14 protein-coding genes and 1 pseudogene are annotated in these 18,172 nt (G+C 38.0%); 14 read left to right on the forward strand and 1 reads right to left on the reverse strand.

What is annotated here, in order from left to right:
- Window positions 1-70: 70 nt before the first annotated feature.
- The 6 genes from NST80_RS04600 to trmFO all read left to right on the forward strand — a co-directional run bounded on the left by NST80_RS04600 (window position 71) and on the right by trmFO (window position 6,592).
- Window positions 71-745 (forward strand): ABC transporter ATP-binding protein, encoded by a 675-nt coding sequence (locus NST80_RS04600; protein ID WP_004182437.1) that lies wholly within the window; start codon window positions 71-73, stop codon window positions 743-745.
- Window positions 746-749: 4 nt separating this feature from the next.
- Complete coding sequence (locus tag NST80_RS04605) at window positions 750-1,478, forward strand: hypothetical protein (protein ID WP_004182438.1); 729 nt, start codon at window positions 750-752, stop codon at window positions 1,476-1,478.
- Window positions 1,479-2,244: 766 nt separating this feature from the next.
- On the forward strand, window positions 2,245-3,069 hold the full coding sequence (locus NST80_RS04610; protein WP_118171855.1) for a TraX family protein: 825 nt from the start codon (window positions 2,245-2,247) through the stop codon (window positions 3,067-3,069).
- A 35-nt stretch (window positions 3,070-3,104) separates the two neighbouring features.
- A complete protein-coding gene (locus NST80_RS04615) occupies window positions 3,105-3,764 on the forward strand; it encodes a response regulator transcription factor (protein WP_118171854.1) in 660 nt (219 codons plus the stop codon).
- Entirely contained in the window at window positions 3,755-5,131 is a 1,377-nt protein-coding gene (locus NST80_RS04620; RefSeq protein WP_004182442.1) for a HAMP domain-containing sensor histidine kinase, read from the forward strand. The genes NST80_RS04615 and NST80_RS04620 overlap by 10 nt, the downstream gene beginning before the upstream one ends.
- Window positions 5,132-5,248: 117 nt before the next feature.
- Window positions 5,249-6,592, forward strand: coding sequence for a methylenetetrahydrofolate--tRNA-(uracil(54)-C(5))-methyltransferase (FADH(2)-oxidizing) TrmFO (gene trmFO, locus NST80_RS04625; RefSeq protein ID WP_004182443.1), 1,344 nt, complete (start codon window positions 5,249-5,251; stop codon window positions 6,590-6,592).
- Window positions 6,593-6,652: 60 nt separating this feature from the next.
- Here the strand turns inward: trmFO and NST80_RS04630 are convergent, their stop codons facing one another.
- A complete protein-coding gene (locus tag NST80_RS04630; RefSeq protein ID WP_004182444.1) occupies window positions 6,653-7,798 on the reverse strand; it encodes a cobalamin-independent methionine synthase II family protein in 1,146 nt (381 codons plus the stop codon).
- Between the two features lie 167 nt (window positions 7,799-7,965).
- Between NST80_RS04630 and ndk the strand changes: the two are divergent.
- From ndk to NST80_RS04670, 8 genes and pseudogenes are all read left to right on the forward strand, one after another.
- A pseudogene (ndk, locus tag NST80_RS04635) lies at window positions 7,966-8,379 on the forward strand (nucleoside-diphosphate kinase).
- Window positions 8,380-9,521: 1,142 nt separating this feature from the next.
- Complete coding sequence (locus NST80_RS04640) at window positions 9,522-12,635, forward strand: GbpC/Spa domain-containing protein (protein WP_183138187.1); 3,114 nt, start codon at window positions 9,522-9,524, stop codon at window positions 12,633-12,635.
- A 159-nt stretch (window positions 12,636-12,794) separates the two neighbouring features.
- Window positions 12,795-13,475: a ribose-5-phosphate isomerase RpiA gene (gene rpiA / locus NST80_RS04645; protein ID WP_002884973.1), complete on the forward strand. Its 681-nt coding sequence runs from the start codon at window positions 12,795-12,797 to the stop codon at window positions 13,473-13,475.
- A gap of 120 nt (window positions 13,476-13,595) precedes the next feature.
- A complete protein-coding gene (locus tag NST80_RS04650) occupies window positions 13,596-14,807 on the forward strand; it encodes a phosphopentomutase (RefSeq protein WP_013990523.1) in 1,212 nt (403 codons plus the stop codon).
- A gap of 1 nt (window position 14,808) precedes the next feature.
- Window positions 14,809-15,354, forward strand: coding sequence for a DUF1697 domain-containing protein (locus NST80_RS04655; RefSeq protein ID WP_004182448.1), 546 nt, complete (start codon window positions 14,809-14,811; stop codon window positions 15,352-15,354).
- Between the two features lie 18 nt (window positions 15,355-15,372).
- Window positions 15,373-16,182, forward strand: coding sequence for a purine-nucleoside phosphorylase (locus tag NST80_RS04660; protein WP_004182449.1), 810 nt, complete (start codon window positions 15,373-15,375; stop codon window positions 16,180-16,182).
- 3 nt (window positions 16,183-16,185) lie between these two features.
- Window positions 16,186-17,433: a chloride channel protein gene (locus tag NST80_RS04665; RefSeq protein ID WP_004182450.1), complete on the forward strand. Its 1,248-nt coding sequence runs from the start codon at window positions 16,186-16,188 to the stop codon at window positions 17,431-17,433.
- Window positions 17,430-18,143, forward strand: coding sequence for a type 1 glutamine amidotransferase (locus NST80_RS04670; protein ID WP_045771611.1), 714 nt, complete (start codon window positions 17,430-17,432; stop codon window positions 18,141-18,143). The genes NST80_RS04665 and NST80_RS04670 overlap by 4 nt, the downstream gene beginning before the upstream one ends.
- Window positions 18,144-18,172: the final 29 nt, after the last annotated feature.

The raw sequence follows: 18,172 nt of genomic DNA on the forward strand, positions 1-18,172 counted from the left end.
AGTGGTTTTCTGATATTAGATAAATATAAGCTTATATTGAAAACAGAACTATTCTAAAAGAGGTGTACAAATGCAAATAACTGTTAAACAACTTTCAAAATCCTACAAAGATAAGACTATTTTAGACAACATCACATTTACAATTGAATCTGGAACAGTTTCTGGTCTATTAGGAGTAAATGGTGCTGGTAAGTCAACTCTGATGAAAATTCTTTTTGGTTTAGTCCAAAAAAGTAGTGGAGAAATTCGATTTGATGGATCATCCAAAAACAAACATTTATTAGGTGCATTAATCGAAGCACCTGCAATTTATCACAATCTTTCAGCTTTTGATAATCTAAAAACAAAAGCGTTGTTATATGATATTCCTGATTCCAAAATTTTTGAAACCTTAGAAATAATTGGACTTTCAAATACTGGAAAGAAAAAAGCCGGTAAATTTTCATTAGGTATGAAGCAGCGACTTGGGATTGGTATGGCTATTTTAACTGATCCCCAATTTTTAATTCTAGATGAGCCTACTAATGGACTTGATCCTGATGGAATTAATGAACTGCTAGACCTTATTCGTTCCTTAAAAGCAGAAGGAATGACAATTCTAGTTTCCAGTCATCAACTTCTAGAAATTAGTAAGGTTGCTGATCATATTCTTATTCTCGATAAAGGTAAGATTCAATATGATGGTGAAAACAAAAATGTAGATAGTCTTGAGAGACTCTTCTTTAAAATTGTTCATGGGGGTTAGTGATATGCAAAAGATATTCTATTCGGAATTGCTCAAATTACGACATTTAGGAACTACTAAATTCTTAATCATCATACCATTTTTAACCGTTCTTATAGCCTTTTTAATGGGAGGGTTACAGATTTTTGTTCCTTTCTCGGTTTATTGGTGGGAAGCTATCTTTTTATATCTTGTAAATGGTCTTTTGTTTATAGTCGATAGACGTTTAGAAGACCAGGCTGGGCATTTTCAAAATGTTACAAATGGATATTTCACTTGGAAAATTATCTTGATGAAAATGGTGCTTATAGGAATGAGGACATTGATTTCTAGTTTATTCTTACTTGCTTTCCTCAGTCTCGTTGCATTTATTTACACAGGTTTTATTCCAATAAATATTCCTAAAACAGCTATTTCCTTAATCTTAATTTGGATGACAACTTTATGGAACATTCCTTTACTTTACCTAATGTCTAAATACATGAGTCAATTCATCCTATTAGCTCTTAATACATTGGTTTGTCTTTTAATAGCACCCTTTATTGCTCAGAGTCCACTTTGGTTCGTTTTCCCCTATACTTATCACTATAAAATAGCTCAATTTTTATTAAATCTTAAACCATCGGGGGATATTATTGTAAATACGAATCATACTAGCATTCTTCAAGTGTTACTTACGATGATACTATCAATAGTAGTGACATTGTTTTTATCTTTTTCACTTCAAAGGAGGCAATTAAATGCTAAGGAGTGAGTTACTAAAATTTAAGAATACTTTCGGTCTTTATCTTATTCTCAGTTTTGCTGTCTTAGAGATCATTACAATTCCAATGTATGTGAGCTTCGTTCCTAATGGTTTTTCTCTAACTAATTTAGCCATATTATCTTTTTTATGCTATCCGCTATTGACATCATTTTTGTCAATTTTAGGGATTGAACAAGAAAAACACGCTAATCATTATCAAGAAATATCGAGTTATCCTAAGCAAAGACGTTTATGGTTGGCTAAACTTTTAATATCAGACATAGTCCTTAGCCTACCTTCTTTATTCAGTTGGCTTATCATAAACCTCCTTCTTATGAATAGTGTTAATGGATTTGTAGTAAGTCTATCAAGTTGGATGTTAATAGTCTTTCTTAATCATTTTCACTACTTTATACAAGTGAGTCTGAACAGTGTTAGTAATATTATAATCTCTATGGTTGAAATTATTTTTATTATTTTTGCTAGTAATAAAGTTTTCTTGTCTACTCATTGGCTTCCTATTGCTTTACCTTTCAATAGCCTTATCCTTAGTGATTGGAGCCAACTCAATTCCCTTCCTTTATGGATTGTTGGGGTGACTTTGTTATTTATATGTTTAATAGATTATAGAACCAAAAAATAATATAAGAAATAACATAGATAGTGTATTAGTCTTTCGTGGTTATCCTAAAATTTGGTTAGTAGTTTGTCGGAAAAGTAAACTATGTTAGTTAATTTGTTTTTTATACTGAGAATGAAAGAAAGGAGAGTTATTATGAAACGTTTAAGTCTATCAGGTTTCCAACTCAAATATATAGCCCTCATTACTATGGTATTTGACCATATTCATTACTTTTTTGATTATACAGGGAAAATACCCATTTGGTTTACTATGATTGGAAGATTAGCAGCCCCTTTGTTCCTATTTGCTGTGATTGAAGGTTTCGTCCATACACACAATCGAAAGAAATACTTCCTAAAGATTTATGCTTTAGCAATTTTGATGGGATTGATTCAGTTTGGATTCTATAATTTTTTACATCCACTTGTGAGACCAGATGGTTTCTTTCCGCGAAATATGATGCTGTCATCATTCGCTATTTTACTCGTTGCTCTTCAAGGTATCGCTTGGATTCAAGAAAAGAAATATCTAAAAGGAATCCCAACCTTACTTTTCCCATTATTGCTTCCATTGTTAATGGTACCTTTTTATCTGCTAAGCGCAAACAAACCTATGTTAGGTTTTCTACTAAATTTACTCACTTTCACAGTATTGCCAGTTCATACATCTATCAGTGATGGAGGGACGTGGTTGCTTTTGACTGGTATCGCTATGTATCTTTGTCATAAGAATCTTAAGAAAGAGGTGCTTGCTTTTGTGAGTGTTAGTCTAGTTTGGGTACTAATGGCGCTTGTTTTAAGTAGACCTTCTTTTCACGATTTAATGTCCAAATACTTTGAATGGATGGAAATATTTGCAGCTCCTTTAATGCTTTGTTATAACGGTCAAAGAGGGAATGGGTCAAAATATTTGTTCTATGTCTTTTACCCAACCCATATTTATCTACTTTACGCCTTGTCAGTTATCTTCTATAGATGATATGATAAGAGTAACTTTGAACGAAAGGGAAGGTTATGGCTCAAATACTTGTTATTGATGATCAAGAAGATATTGTTCAATTGGTTGTAAAGGCTTTAGAGCTCCAAAACCATAATGTGACAGGACTTACGAGTGTTTTGGACTTGGATAAAAACTCGCTACCACGGTTTGACTTGATATTGCTGGATATCATGATGCCTGATGTTGACGGTCTACAATTTTGCCATGAGATTCGAAATCAGGTGGATTGCCCTATCCTCTTTATTACTGCTAAAACGCAAGAGGCAGACATCGTAAAAGGTTTGACTTATGGTGCGGATGATTACATTTGCAAACCATTTGGGGTTAAAGAACTTCAAGCGCGTGTTGAGGCTCACTTGAGACGTGAACATCGTGAGCGTCACCATAAGCTTTTACTTGGTGATTTTCAGTTTGACTTGTCGGCTCAAGAGCTTTATATTGAGAGTCAGTTGTTAGATTTGACAAAGTCTGAATATGGTATTTGCCAGTTTTTAGCTGAAAATAAGGGCCAAGTCTTTTCAAAAGAGCAAATCTACACGCATTTGTACGGCTATGAGGATAAAGGGAGTCCGACAGCAGTGGCTGAACATATCAAAAATATCCGTGCAAAGCTCAAAAATGTTGGGCAAAATCCTATTGAAACAGTCTGGGGGATTGGTTACAAGTGGCACTAATTAAAAAACGAGAACACTCTCTAAGAACAATCTTATTATCTTATGTCGTCAGTCTTACAGTTCTATCAGCAATCAGTAGCCTGCTTATTTTGTCTTTGTTCAGCTTGTCTTATCGTTTTGGCGTTGTGTTTCCAGCAAATCAGGTAGAAAGTGATTTGTCTGCTGTCAGGAATGAAATTGAAACTTCTAAGGTCTTTAATCCAGATGTCTTGCCTGATGGTACAAGCTATGTCTTCTTGACTAGGGATTTTAAGCTTAAGAAGTCTAACATGCCAGATAATTTGCAAGAAGAATCCTTGCTAGATTACCAATTCAAGAATGTTCATGGTGGCAAATATGGCTATTTTCAGTCATTTGAACGGTCTGATGGCATCGTCATTGTCAATTATCAACTATCACCTCGGTACCGTAATGACTGGATGAACCAGCATTTTCCCAATGCTGATCTATTGATGATTGGCTCAATGATGGTGTCTATACTACTCATATTTATTACTTTAACTTTTTACTATGCTAGTAAATTGAGTCGAGAGTTAAGCACAATATTGAAGGCAACAGAGAAAATAGCAGAGCAAGATTTGGATTTTCAAACTTCTCAGTCTACAATTAAGGAATTTAATCAAGTGTTAAGTGGTTTGGATCATATGCGAGTAGCACTTCGTGAGTCTTTGATGGAAAATTGGAAGGCAGAGCAAGATAAACAAAATCAGATTTCTGCTCTGACACATGATTTAAAGACGCCACTGACAGTTGCCCGTGGGAATGCGGAACTCTTAGCTATGACGCCCTTAGATGCAGAACAGACGGATTTGTTAGAGCATTTTCAAAAAGGGATTGCACAGGTTGATGCTTATGTGAGAGAGTTGTCCGAACTCAACAAAACGAGTTTAAAGAAAACCTTGACGCTTGAAGAAATTCCAGTTAAGGAATTTGTTGAAGACATTTACGATCAAACCCTGTCATTAGCACAAATGAAACAAATCAAAGTGGTATTTGACAAGAAAGAAATTGAGGAAGAAACCAAAGGCAATTGGGACAGCTCCTTGTTAAATCGAGCTTTTATGAATATCCTTTCGAATGCGGTAGAGCATACGCCAAGTGGTAGTCAGTTGCTCTTAACTGCTAGGGTAGAAGAAGATGAGTTCAAGTTTATCTGCCTTGATTTTGGTCCTGGATTTTCCCTTGAATCACTTGAAAAGGCCACTCAGCTCTTTTATCAAGAGGATAAAAGTAGACAGAGCCGCAATCATAGTGGACTTGGTCTGACTATTGCTAATGATATTATTCGCTTACACCACGGTAGTCTTTCTCTTTCAAACGACAATGGCACGGGTGGTGCTAAAGTGACTATCATTTTAACCCTTTAAATACAGATGACTCCTAGTCGCCAGATGAGGAGTTTTTTGCTATACTACTAAGAGTAAAAATGAAGAAAGATTTGTGGGAGCAGGATTTTATCTTGTTCCCGAAGAGGTATTAGTGTCATGTCTCAATCAAAAGCAGATTATATTAACGTGATTGGAGCTGGTTTGGCCGGATCCGAGGCGGCTTATCAGATTGCCAAACGTGGTATTCCAGTAAAACTTTATGAAATGCGTGGGGTCAAAGCAACACCTCAGCATAAGACAACAAATTTTGCAGAGTTGGTTTGCTCTAATTCTTTCCGTGGAGATAGCTTGACCAATGCTGTAGGGCTTCTTAAAGAAGAAATGCGTCGCTTGGACTCTATCATTATGCGCAATGGAGAAGCTCACCGTGTGCCAGCTGGTGGTGCCATGGCGGTGGACCGTGAAGGTTATGCAGAAGCAGTGACAGCAGAAATTGTAAATAACCCACTAATTGAAGTTATTCGTGAAGAAATCACAGAAATTCCTGATGATGCCATTACAGTTATTGCCTCAGGACCATTGACTTCTGATGCTTTAGCTGAAAAAATCCATGAGCTTAACGGTGGAGATGGCTTCTATTTCTATGATGCAGCTGCGCCAATTGTTGATAAAGCGACTATCGACATGAACAAGGTTTACCTTAAGTCACGCTATGACAAGGGTGAAGCAGCTTATCTAAACTGTCCAATGACCAAGGAAGAGTTCATGGCCTTCCATGAGGCCTTGACAACAGCTGAAGAGGCTCCTTTGAATTCCTTTGAAAAAGAAAAGTATTTCGAAGGGTGTATGCCTATCGAGGTCATGGCTAAACGTGGTATCAAGACAATGCTCTATGGCCCTATGAAACCGGTTGGTTTGGAGTATCCTGAGGATTACAAAGGGCCACGTGACGGTGATTTCAAGACACCTTATGCGGTTGTTCAGCTTCGTCAGGACAATGCGGCTGGTAGTCTCTATAATATCGTTGGTTTCCAAACTCACCTTAAATGGGGAGAACAGAAGCGCGTCTTCCAAATGATTCCAGGACTTGAAAATGCTGAATTTGTACGTTATGGGGTTATGCACCGTAACTCTTACATGGATTCGCCAAATTTGTTAAAACAAACCTTCCAATCAAAATCAAACCCTAATTTGTTCTTTGCAGGGCAAATGACCGGTGTTGAAGGTTATGTTGAATCAGCTGCTTCAGGTTTGGTTGCTGGAATCAATGCTGCCCGTCTCTTTAAGGGTGAAGAAGAAGTCATCTTCCCTCACACAACAGCTATCGGTAGTCTTCCATACTATGTGACTCACGCTGAAAGTAAACATTTCCAACCAATGAATGTTAACTTCGGTATTATCAAAGAGTTGGAAGGTCCACGTATTCGTGACAAGAAAGAGCGTTACGAAAAAATTGCTGAGCGTGCTCTTAAAGATTTACAACCTTTTATTCAAGCTTAGTCAACATTAAAATCCCTTACCGAATGCGGTAAGGGATTTTTCAGATCTAAAAGTATTCAATTAACCAAAGAATTTCTTAGCGATATCTTGACCTTGTTTAATTTTAGCCCATTGTTGTGGTGTTGCCAATTCATTACCTGAGTCACATGAGGCGAAACCACATTGGTGAGAAAGGAAGAGACGCTCTTTAGGAAGGATTTGACTAGCTTTTTCAAGCAAGTCAAGAACACGTTCTTCGTCATCAAGTTCAGTTGTTTTAGATGACAAAAGTCCTAGTACAACTTCAGCCTTGCTGTCTTTGAGGGCTTCGAGAGCCTTGATGTCGCCAGCAGTATCGCTGTCCCATTCAAGGAAGAAGCGATCATAGTGTTGCTCTGCCAAGAACTTCTTAGCAATGGCTTCGTAAGTTCCTTCGGCAGCAGAACGGCTTTCATAGTTACCACGACAGTTGTGTGTCCAAACCGTTAAACCAAGTTCGTGAGCATAGTCTACAACCTCGTTATTGATAGCTACAAACTCATCAGCCAATTCTGCCAAATCAGAATTAGCTTCCGCAAAGAAACTTGCAGGGTTTGATGGGTCAAAGAGTTCCCAGAGACAGTCATCAAATTGAACGATTTTTCCACCTACTGCCTTGTATTCTTCCAAGAATTCTTTATAGGCATTAATCAAACCTTTTTTGAGGTCTTCATTAGTTTCATAGACTTGCCCAGGACCAGCCAAACGGTCAAAGATAGCAAGTTCAGTATAAGCATGAGCTGGACCCCAGATAGTTTGTTTAGTATCTTCATCACCAGCTTCAGCTTTAACCAATTTATAGATATCTAGATAATGGTGGTTTTTACCTGAGAGTGGTTCAGTGATACGAATACCAATATCTTTACGAGTCTCATATTGTCCGCCATCGTGGTCTTTGAATGTATAACCGTGCTCAGCAATGTAGCGTTCAATACCTTTGAGACCCCAGACAAAGTCCAAGTGCCACATAGAACGCCCAAACTCACCATCAGTAAGAATATCAATACCGTTAGCCTGTTGGTCAGCCACAATTTGCTTAATATCTGCAGTTTCAGTTTCTTGATAACCGTGGAGGGCATCGTAGAAAGGATACTGGATATCGTCACGGTGCTCGATTTCGTCCTTGTATTTACGGAGATCTGCAGGACGAAGGAGAGAACCAACTAATTGAAATTTAGATTTTGTCATAAGATTCACCTCAAAATAAGATTTTACAACTATAATACTTTTTATTTATTTCGATTGAAAATAGTTATTTTCTTTCTGTGGGTATAGTTTAAGACTATATAAGGTTTTGGTCTGCAAAATGATACTTCCTATAGTAGAATGAAAAGAAAACAATGAAGGTTGGGAACATGCAAAAAACATTTTTTATTATTAAACCAGATGCTGTAAAACGACACTTGATGTGACAAGTTATTGATCGTATTGAACGTCGTGGCTTCATTATTGAACGAATGGAAATGCTGACACTTGATGAAGAACGACTTAAAGAACATTATGCTCAATTGGTTGATAAACCTTTTTTCCCTAGCATTGCAGAATTCATGATGAGTGGTCCATCAGTGATTGGTATTATTTCTGGTTCAGGTGTTATCAAGTCATGGCGTGATATGATGGGAGCAACTAATCCAGGCGATGCTGCACCTGGAACGATTCGTGGAGACTTTGCAACAGCACCAGATGGTGACATGATTCCAAATATTGTTCATGGCTCTGATTCAGATGAATCTGCGGCTCGAGAAATTAAGATTTGGTTTGGTGAGTAGGATGGATTTAAAGCTGGTTTATTTAATTAAAACACTTTAACTAAAAGGAGTTGTAGAATGAGCAACAGCGATAACTTTTGCTGTTGCAGTTGATGTGTCTATATAAACGTGAGCAACTGTCTTTTTGACACTAACAATTCTACTCAATATTATTACGAAAATTCGTAGGTGATATCGTTGTTAAACTTAACTTTTTGGCTGTTTATGGTGGTACTTAATTTGCTCTTCGTAGGTTTGTGGTACAATACAAACTTCGGTATATGACTTGAACGATTCAGGTACTATAGTAAATATCAAGGTACCGGTTACTGTTAAGACTTCAATATTGTTTGATATTCTACATTAAGTAGGAAAAAACGCTAATAATAACGATGATTTGTTAGTGATAAATGTTAGCATTTTTTTAAGAAGTTCCATTACTAAGTTTTTAGCCTAAGATATAAAAACTAATGACTTTCTAAAATCTTTGGTTTTAGGATTTTTTTATTTCTTGAAAATCACTAGTCATGCTAGTGATTTCAAAAAACTTCTAGTAATGTGTCAAAAAATGTCACAATGGAATTGAAAGTCTTTCATCTAAATATAGATATCAAATTATTTATGAAAAGTACTGAGCAATTATTAGTCAACTCTTTCATTTATTTTGCAACAAAAAGAGTGTAGAATACATGAGGTTGGGTCTTGTGCATGTTAATCAATATCTCCAAAACTAAGCATTTTATCAGTTAGGGGGAGCTTAAAAGTGTAAGAGTAACCTACTGGTATAGTTACCCGTAGGGATGAGTAGTTTTAAGTGATAATTATAAATAGTCTAAGCTCTGAACTACACTCCAAGAGTTAGATTTTTCTGTCTAACTTTTGGAGGTCAGTACAATTATAGTTGATTTTTTTCATAATCTTTCCAATAAAAATATTAAAGCGAATCAATCTATCTATTATAAAATTAAACCTTCTATTTGTAATGTCAACACTATTCACAATAGGATTTTGTCTATCAAATACTTTGATATTAAAAAGTATTTGAATTTAAGAATCTAATAGAGTTTAAAGGAATGGGTATTTTTATGAGATATCTCAAATTGACATGGTTCTTTCTTTTGTTAGAATATGAGCATAACTAAATATAGAAGGACGTAATTTAAATGGGGAAAAAGGAATTACAACGTTATTCACTCAGGAAGTCTAGCCTTGGTGCGGCTTCTGTTCTTTTGGGGACTGCAGTTCTTGCAGTAGGAGGTTCAAATGCAAGCGCTGATGAAGTTGCAACAACTACAGATTCAGCAACACCAGCAGTTGAAGCAACAGATGCTGTTGAAGAAAGCACTTCTGCCGTAGCAGATTCAACTGAAAAGAAAGTTGTTAACGTTACTGAGGAAGGTAACACAACTGTTACAACGAGTGAAGTAACAAATACAAGCTTAGAAGCTGCAAAAACAGCTGCAACTAACGAAGGGGTTGAGGTTAAGGAAGAACCTGCTCAAACCAAAGAAACTGTTGAAGCAGCTGCTGCAGATAATAAAGCACAAGCAGAGAAAATCAATACAGTCGTTTCTGATTATAAAGCGGCTAAAGAACAATACAAGTCAGATAAAGCTGACTATGATAAAGCAAAAGCAAACTATGATGCAAAATTAGCTGAGAAAGCACTTGCTGATAAAACAAATGCTGAAGCTCAGGCTAAATATGATACTGAAAAAACAGCTTATGATAAAGCTTCAGAGCAATACCAAATTGCTAAGCAAGCTTATGACTCAGCTCTTTCAGAGTACAAGACTAAGAAAGTTACTTATGATGCTAAGGTAGCAGAAAAAGAAGCCGCTGATAAAGAAAATGCGCTTTCTGCAGCTAAATACCAAGCAGAATTGGCAACATATAACCAAGCAAAAGCTGATTATGAAGCAGCTCTTGCTCAGTACAATAGCGATAAAGCCAAATACAATGCTGAAAAAGCTAACTATGATAATAAAGTAGCTGAAAAAGTTGTTACGGAAAAACGTAACGCTGAATCTGAAGCTAAATATCAAACTGAGCTAGCAGCATACAATGAAGCAAAAGCTAAATATGATGTAGAAAAAGCAGCATATGACAAGAATCTTGAACTTTATAACGCTAAGAAAACAGCTTATGAAGCAGATCTTGAAACAAAACAAGCTATTGAAAAATACAATGCAGATGCTAAAGCTAAGTACGAAGCAGCCTTGGTTGTCTACAATGAGCAAAAAGCTAAATATGACCTAGAGTACCTTGAGTATCAAAACAAATTAGCTGTCTACCAAACAGCACTTAAACAATACCAAGATGCTAAAACAGCTTACGATAAATACATGAATGATCCTGTATATCGTAACCTTAAAGATGCTGAAGTTGTTCAAGAATTGACTTTCCAACGTGAAAACGATGCGACACACAAAGTTGAAGGTGTAAGCAACTACTTGACAAAAGAAGCACAAGAGCGTCTTAACACAAGTAATGTTTTCCAATATGACTCTAACAAGTTACAAGCATCTGACATTGTTTCAAATAGCCCTTGGACAAACACTGAAGACGAGTGGATTCAAGTTAAAGAAGGTGACAAATTTGTTGTTACTTATGATGGTTTGAACCAATCAAGCATGCTTGTTGAGAATGAAGCATCAGCAATCAAACGTGTTGTATACCGTTACGAAATCGTTAGCCTTCCATCAAACGACGGAAAAGGTATCGCGAAAATCAGTAAGGATCCAACAGTAACTATGACAGTTGGAGCGTCAACTGATCAAGATAAACCGGTTAAAGTAGCTGTAGATGTTGAGTTTTACGATAAAGATGGTAAAATGTTCAACCTTAGTGAGCGTAATGCTATCGTAGCACTTAACTCACTTAACCACTGGAACGGTGCAGCTTATGTTGAAACATCTGAGCGCCCACGTCCACTTACAGTAGAAGCGAAAGACGTTAATGGTAATACTGTTCGCGGTACTTACAATCCTTACGCAGATGGTTCTACTTTGGCAATCCAAAACGGTGAAGTTGTTACAAAATCTGGTTACGCAGATTTTGGTGGAGCTACTGTTAACGTTTCAGATGAGAACCCACTTAAGGTAGTGGTTCCTATCTCTGACTGGAATGGTTCAGAATGGGTTGTCTCACGTGAAATTCCAACTGATGTAACAACTCTTAATGCTTCAGGTAGTGGTAATGGCCACGCTCTTGGTAACCAAGATTATACGTTTGGTGATAAAGATGATGTTATTGGTTCATACAGTGTTTCTGCTGAAACTGGTTTGATTACATTCACACCTAAGAAAAAATACCAATCAACACGCCACCAAGAATATGTAAATATTGGTGATAACCAATTCATCGCTATTCCAAAATCATCAGTTACTTATGATGCTGCTACTAAAGAAGTAACATCAGTCAATGATAACCAATACATTGACCACGGTGCAGTCTTTAATGGTGAGACAACATCAGAATTGACAGGTTGGGATAACGCTGATTCACCTTACCTCTACTATGGAGGTGCAGGTATCAAGATGACTAATGGTCACTTGGTATTTACTGCTGAAGGTGCAAATGCTGATGGTGCACCAACAGTTTATTGGTTCGCAATCAACTCTAACCTTGGTTTGCCTAAGAATCCAGGTGAAAAACCTGAAGAACCTAAGGCACCAACACCACCAACAGCACCGGTTAAACCAGTGGTTAAAACAGTTGGTATCAATCCACAAGAACCAACACCACCAACACCTCCAAAAGAGCCAGTGGCACCAACGCCACCAACACCAAAAGTGGTTGAAGTTCCTGGTAAACCACAAGAACCAACACCTCCAAAAGAGCCAGTGGCACCAACGCCACCAACACCAAAAGTGGTTGAAGTTCCTGGTAAACCACAAGAACCAACACCACCAACAGGTCCAACGGCACCAACGCCACCAACACCAAAAGTAGTTGAAGTTCCTGCTAAACCAGTAGAACCTAAAACTCCTGAAAAACCAAGTGTTGTATGGCACAAGAACTATGTCGTTGAGAGAGAGTCTCACGTGGTACCACCAACTCCACCGACTACTCCACAAACACCACCAACACCTGTTACTCCTCCAACTCCAGTGACACCACCAACTACACCAACTCCAGATACTGAAGTTCCTGTAGTGCCTCAAGCTGAGTTGCCACAAACTGGTGAGCACACTAGCAATGCTGGATTGATTGGACTTCTTTCAATGATTTTTGCAGCCTTTGTAGGATTCTTCAAACGTCGTAAAGAAGATTAAGTGGTGCTATTAAATTAGTTCCCCATCAAAACTAGATTCTATTTAGGATCTAGTTTTTATTTTTGCTCGGTTTTCCTCCCTCATTTCATTTCTATTTACTGGTGAAACATGTTATAATTGTCTTGAACGACTATTATAGAAAGATGCAAGGAGACGAGCATGGAAGAACTTAAGAAAATCGCTGGTGTAACCGCTGCCAAATATGTTGAAGATGGAATGGTTGTTGGACTCGGTACAGGGTCAACAGCTTACTTCTTCGTAGAGGAAATTGGCCGTCGTATTAAGGAAGAAGGTCTTAGTGTTGTTGGTGTAACGACATCAAGTCAAACCACTAAACAAGCTGAGGGCTTAGGCATTCCTTTGAAGGCAGTGGATGACATTGACAGTATTGATGTTACTGTTGATGGAGCCGACGAAGTAGACCCTCAACTCAACGGGATTAAAGGTGGCGGTGGTGCCCTTTTGATGGAAAAAATTGTCGCTACACCTACAAAAGAATATATCTGGGTGGTTGATGAGTCTAAAATGGTTGATCAATTAGGTGCTTTCAAATTACCAGTTGAAGTGGTTCAATATGGTGCTGATCGTCTGTATCGTGTCTTTGAGTCGAAGGGTTATAAGCCATCATTCCGACTTACGGAGCAAGGTGACCGCTTTGTTACAGACATGAAGAACTATATCATCGATCTTGATTTAGGTAAGATTGAAAATCCAGTAGCTCTTGGTGAAGAACTAAAAGCTATGACAGGGGTTGTTGATCATGGATTGTTCAATGGCATGGTTAACAAAGTCATCGTTGCAGGAAAAGACGGTGTTAAGGTCGTTGAAGTTAAGGCCTAGTCCGATTTTTATTCCCCTCACTTTTAATGAGGAAAACTAATTAATTATTTTCAAACTATTAAATAATATAGAAAGGCAAGAGGTAATTTCGAAAAGATTTTAGCTCTTTGTGGTGTTATTATGTCCAAATTTAACCGAATGCATTTAGTCGTTCTTGATTCAGTAGGAATTGGTGCTGCTCCAGATGCCAATGACTTTGTCAATGCAGGTGTGCCAGACGGTGCTTCAGATACCCTTGGTCACATCTCTAAATCTGTAGGATTGAATGTGCCAAATATGGCTAAGCTTGGTCTAGGAAATATTCCTCGTGAAACACCTTTGAAAACAGTACCAGCAGAAAGCAACCCAACTGGTTATGCAACAAAATTGCAGGAAGTGTCTCTTGGTAAAGATACGATGACTGGCCACTGGGAAATCATGGGTCTCAATATTACTGAACCTTTTGATACTTTCTGGAACGGATTCCCAGAAGAAATTCTCACTAAAATTGAAGAATTCTCAGGCCGTAAAGTCATTCGTGAAGCTAATAAACCATACTCAGGTACAGCTGTTATTGAAGACTTTGGACCTCGTCAAATGGAAACTGGTGAATTGATTATTTACACTTCAGCTGACCCAGTTCTTCAAATTGCTGCACACGAAGACGTTATTCCTTTGGATGAATTGTATCGTATTTGTGAATATGCACGTTCAATTACTCTTGAGCGTCCAGCTCTTCTAGGGCGTATCATCGCTCGTCCTTACGTTGGTGAGCCTGGAAACTTCACTCGTACATCTAACCGTCGTGATTTGGCTGTTTCACCATTTGCACCAACTGTTTTGGATAAATTGAATGAAGCTGGTATCGATACTTATGCCGTTGGTAAAATCAATGATATTTTCAACGGAGCTGGTATCAACCACGATATGGGACACAACAAATCAAATAATCACGGTATTGATAATTTGATTAAAGCTATGACTTCTGAAGACTTCAAACATGGCTTCTCATTCACAAACTTGGTAGACTTCGATGCCCTTTATGGACACCGTCGTGATCCACATGGATACCGTGATTGCTTGCACGAATTTGACCAACGTTTGCCTGAAATCATTGCTGCTATGCGTGAAGATGATCTCTTGATGATTACAGCAGACCACGGAAATGATCCAACTTATGCAGGTACAGACCATACTCGTGAGTATATTCCTTTCTTGGCTTATAGCCCATCATTCAAAGGAAATGGACTTATTCCAGTAGGTCATTTCTCTGACATCTCAGCAACTGTCGCTGAAAACTTTGGTGTAGATAAAGCCATGATTGGTGAAAGCTTCTTGGATAAACTTATCTAAAATGAAGCGCTATGCATTTTTGGTTCGTGGGATAAACGTTGGTGGTCGTCACAAGGTAGTCATGGAGGAATTTTGTCGTGAATTAGAAGAACTCGGTATGTCACATGTTTCTTCCTATATAAATAGTGGAAATCTTTTCTTTGATTCTACCTTGATGAAAGAGGAACTCCTCTTAGTTTTAGAGGAATTTCTAAATAAGGCTTATCCATTTATTAAGGTATTTTCTCTTTTTACTCTTGAAGATTATCAAAATGAAGTGGCCTCATTACCTAAGTGGTGGGAGGATGATTTCTATAGAAAAGACGTCCTCTTATTCACTGAAAGACTTGATAAGAACGAAATGAAGAAGGTTATTAACTCTTTAGAGTTGAAAGATGAAATACTTCATTTTGGTCAACTTGGTGTCTACTGGGTAAAGTATGATAAATCAACTTATAGCCAAACAGCTTATCATAAGAAGTTATTGAAAACACATTTTTATCCTGATATAACCATTCGAAATGCAAGAACTTTTTCAAAAATTGGTCATTTTTTAAGAATGAAATAAAATTTAGGGAGAAATAACATGTCGTTACTTGAAAAAATTAGAGTTACTCAAGCGTTTTTGGAAAGCAAAGGAATTGAAAAACCTGAGTTCGGTTTAATCTTGGGTTCTGGACTTGGTGAGTTGGCTGAAGAAGTTGAAGACGCAGTTGTTATTGATTATGCGGATATTCCAAACTGGGGACAATCAACGGTTGTCGGTCATGCTGGAAAACTTGTTTACGGAACTTTGTCTGGACGTAAGGTTTTGGCTCTTCAAGGGCGTTTCCATTTTTATGAAGGAAATCCGCTCGAAGTCGTTACTTTCCCTGTACGTGTTATGAAAGCTCTTGGATGTGAAGGAGTTGTTGTAACCAATGCAGCAGGTGGTATCGGCTTTGGCCCTGGTACTTTGATGGCCATCACTGACCACATTAACATGACTGGTCAAAACCCATTGATCGGTGAAAACTTGGATGATTTTGGTCCACGTTTCCCTGATATGTCTAAAGCTTACACACCTGAATACCGTGAAACCGCTCATAAAGTGGCTGATAAACTTGGTATCAAATTGGATGATGGTGTTTATATCGGTGTGACTGGTCCAACTTATGAAACTCCAGCTGAAATCCGTGCTTATAAGACACTAGGGGCAGATGCTGTTGGGATGTCTACAGTTCCTGAGGTTATTGTTGCAGCTCACTCTGGTTTGAAAGTTCTTGGTATCTCATGTATTACTAACTTTGCGGCTGGTTTCCAAGAAGAATTGAACCACGAAGAAGTGGTGGAAGTGACTGAGCGTGTCAAAGGAGATTTCAAAGGATTGCTAAAAGCGATTCTTGCTGAACTCTAAAATATGATTGCTCGGGGAATAAAACATATAACGTCATTACCCAAGTTTATTAGGTTAAGTTTAGCTGTTTTTGGAACCGGTATTGCTTCAGGTTTGGTAGGCATCCTTTGTCATTACCTTTTGGAGTTTATACAAATTCTTGTATTTGGTAATGATAAATCGAATTTATTGTCACAGTTTAACTCTGTAAGTCCCTTTCGACGATTTGCAGTATTGCTTGTAGTAGGTGTTTTGGCTAGTTTATTTTGGTATTTCCTTCAGAGACGAGTGTCCCTCCTTTCTATTAGTAAGGCTAAGCAACTCGTTGGTAAGAAGAGTCCAAATTTTCTTGGCCAAAGTCTACATGCTTTGATGCAGGTTGCAATCGTTGGAGCTGGTTCCTCAATTGGTAAAGAAGGAGCGCCTCGAGAATTAGGCGCTCTATTTGGTGGTAGTCTCTCCAAAGCCTTGCATTTGGATGTTGTTGATAGACAATTGTTAATTGCTTGCGGGGCAGGCGCTGGCTTAGCTGCGGTTTACCAAGTCCCCTTTGCCAGTACACTGTTTGTTCTGGAAACCTTAGGTGTTGCTTGGAAATCAAAAAACATTGTTATCATTCTTGTGACAACTTACTTGTCAGCTTATTGTGCTCGCCCAATCGTTGGTAAGGAGGCAATGTATCAAGTCGGTAAAGTTAGCTCAGATCCTGCTAGTCTGATTCAGGTTATTGTTCTTGTATTAGTGATAACTCCGCTGGCGATGATGTTTAGCTTCTTAGCTAAAAAGGCTAGCAAAAGTCGTATTACTGATAAACGCATTCTGTGGACCATGCCACTATCTTATATAGTACTAGGTGGGATTGCAGCTTTATACCCTTTAATCATGGGAAATGGTCAGGTGCTAGCACAATGGTTATTTTCAGGTGGGGTTTCAGCATACCTACCTCTTATCCTTGTCGTCAAAGGACTTGTGGTATGTTTGCTTTTATGGGCAGGCTCTTATGGAGGAACCCTAACCCCTTCCTTTACTTTAGGTGCTGGATTGGGTTTCTTATTGACAAGTTGTCTTGAGATTTTTGGCTTATCACTCAATCCTACTCTAGGAATGTTACTCGGTGCAACCGTATTTTTAGGAATAACTTTAGATGCTCCTCTAACTGGGATAGCCTTAGTTCTAGGTTTTACTGGTCAAGGAGGGCTGGTAGCAGTACCACTAATCTTAGCGAGTCTACTATCGAGGATATTAAAAAATAGATGGAAGAAAAAACAATGAATATTCATTTTATCTTACACGAAACGTTTGAAGTCCCAGGAGCCTATTTAAAATGGGCACAAGACCGTGGGCATAATATCACATCAACCAAGGTATATGAGGAAGAGCTTCTTCCTGAAACCGTTGAAGGTATTGATTTTCTAATTGTTATGGGTGGCCCTCAGTCACCTGATGAGGATCGTCAGGCCTTCCCTTATTATGACCCAGAGGCTGAGATTGCATTTATGCAAAAGGCAATTGCTGCTGATATCTATATTGTAGGGGTTTGCCTAGGTGCTCAACTTTTATCTGTTGCCTATGGTGGTAATTACGAGCATAGTCCAGAACGTGAGATTGGTGTTTTCCCTGTAACATTAACTGAGGCAGGTTTAGCGGATGAGCATGTCAAAGGTTTTGGCAAAACCCTAAACACTGGCCACTGGCATGGTGATATGCCTGGATTGACTTATAATGCAGTTGTTCTTGCTACTAGTCAAGGTTGTCCGCGCCAAATTGTTCGCTTCAGTCCTAAACATTATGCCTTTCAGGCACACTTAGAGTTTGATCCTAAAGCTATTGATTTACTTATAGCTGCTGATGGTGAAGAGTATTTACGTAAGCAAAATAAAGAGTTACCTTTTGTTCAAACACCTGAACAATTGCGTGCCAACGATTATTCTGAAATGAACAAAAAGTTATACGATTTCCTTGATTCATTGACTCAAGCTTAATCCACTTTTAAAGTTGTTATTTATCCACT

The organism is Streptococcus sp. FSL K6-1323 (assembly GCF_038630745.1).
Lineage (GTDB): Bacteria > Bacillota > Bacilli > Lactobacillales > Streptococcaceae > Streptococcus > Streptococcus salivarius_D.

Excerpts from the sequence above, each read along its gene's own strand:
- NST80_RS04600 (WP_004182437.1), top strand. The coding sequence starts at position 71 with ATGCAAATAACTGTTAAACAACTTTCAAAATCCTACAAAGATAAGACT.
- NST80_RS04605 (WP_004182438.1), top strand. The coding sequence starts at position 750 with ATGCAAAAGATATTCTATTCGGAATTGCTCAAATTACGACATTTAGGA.
- NST80_RS04610 (WP_118171855.1), top strand. The coding sequence starts at position 2,245 with ATGAAACGTTTAAGTCTATCAGGTTTCCAACTCAAATATATAGCCCTC.
- NST80_RS04615 (WP_118171854.1), top strand. The coding sequence starts at position 3,105 with ATGGCTCAAATACTTGTTATTGATGATCAAGAAGATATTGTTCAATTG.
- trmFO (WP_004182443.1), top strand. The coding sequence starts at position 5,249 with ATGTCTCAATCAAAAGCAGATTATATTAACGTGATTGGAGCTGGTTTG.
- NST80_RS04630 (WP_004182444.1), bottom strand. The coding sequence starts at position 7,798 with ATGACAAAATCTAAATTTCAATTAGTTGGTTCTCTCCTTCGTCCTGCA.
- NST80_RS04640 (WP_183138187.1), top strand. The coding sequence starts at position 9,522 with ATGGGGAAAAAGGAATTACAACGTTATTCACTCAGGAAGTCTAGCCTT.
- rpiA (WP_002884973.1), top strand. The coding sequence starts at position 12,795 with ATGGAAGAACTTAAGAAAATCGCTGGTGTAACCGCTGCCAAATATGTT.
- NST80_RS04650 (WP_013990523.1), top strand. The coding sequence starts at position 13,596 with ATGTCCAAATTTAACCGAATGCATTTAGTCGTTCTTGATTCAGTAGGA.
- NST80_RS04655 (WP_004182448.1), top strand. The coding sequence starts at position 14,809 with ATGAAGCGCTATGCATTTTTGGTTCGTGGGATAAACGTTGGTGGTCGT.
- NST80_RS04660 (WP_004182449.1), top strand. The coding sequence starts at position 15,373 with ATGTCGTTACTTGAAAAAATTAGAGTTACTCAAGCGTTTTTGGAAAGC.
- NST80_RS04665 (WP_004182450.1), top strand. The coding sequence starts at position 16,186 with ATGATTGCTCGGGGAATAAAACATATAACGTCATTACCCAAGTTTATT.
- NST80_RS04670 (WP_045771611.1), top strand. The coding sequence starts at position 17,430 with ATGAATATTCATTTTATCTTACACGAAACGTTTGAAGTCCCAGGAGCC.